This is a genomic window from Shewanella sp. MF05956 (genome assembly GCF_059758055.1).
The window spans coordinates 1-632 of record NZ_JCAYNV010000052.1; the positions used below are offsets into that span (position 1 = coordinate 1).

2 tRNA genes are annotated in these 632 nt (G+C 44.5%); both read left to right on the forward strand.

Annotated elements, in window-relative coordinates:
• Positions 1–5 precede the first annotated feature (5 nt).
• Positions 6–81, forward strand: a tRNA-Glu gene (locus AC19MX_RS21105).
• A gap of 310 nt (positions 82–391) precedes the next feature.
• A tRNA-Glu gene (locus tag AC19MX_RS21110) sits at positions 392–467 on the forward strand.
• Positions 468–632: the final 165 nt, after the last annotated feature.

The following is a 632-nucleotide window of genomic DNA, read 5'->3' on the forward strand; positions in this document are numbered from 1 at the left end:
AATGTGTCCCATTCGTCTAGAGGCCTAGGACACCGCCCTTTCACGGCGGTAACAGGGGTTCGAATCCCCTATGGGATACCATATTTAAGATGGTTGAACATAATTCGAAACTATTGTTTTAGAAAAAGCGTTTAACAGTCTAAAAGCACCAATGTTTAGCCTACAGACATTAGTGAGTATTCACTCGATACAGAGTATAACGTATCAAATGTGTCCCATTCGTCTAGAAATAGCGCTTAGGACATCGCCCACTTTGGTTTATAAAGAGTCGGCGGTAACAGGGGTTCGAATCCTTAGGGTTTTGTGCTTCATTATAGGTAATTAGCACTGGTGTTTAGCCTACAGACACCAATGAGTATTCACTCGATACAGAGTATAACGTGTCAAATGTGTCCCATTCGTCTAGAGGCCTAGGACACCGCCCTTTCACGGCGGTAACAGGGGTTCGAATCCCCTATGGGATACCACTTTCTTGAGTGGTTGACTGTAAAGTTAACGATTCGATAGCACCAATGTTTAGCCTACAGACATTAGTGAGTATTCACTCGATACAGAGTATAACGTATCAAATGTGTCCCATTCGTCTAGAGGCCTAGGACACCGCCCTTTCACGGCGGTAACAGGGGTTCGAA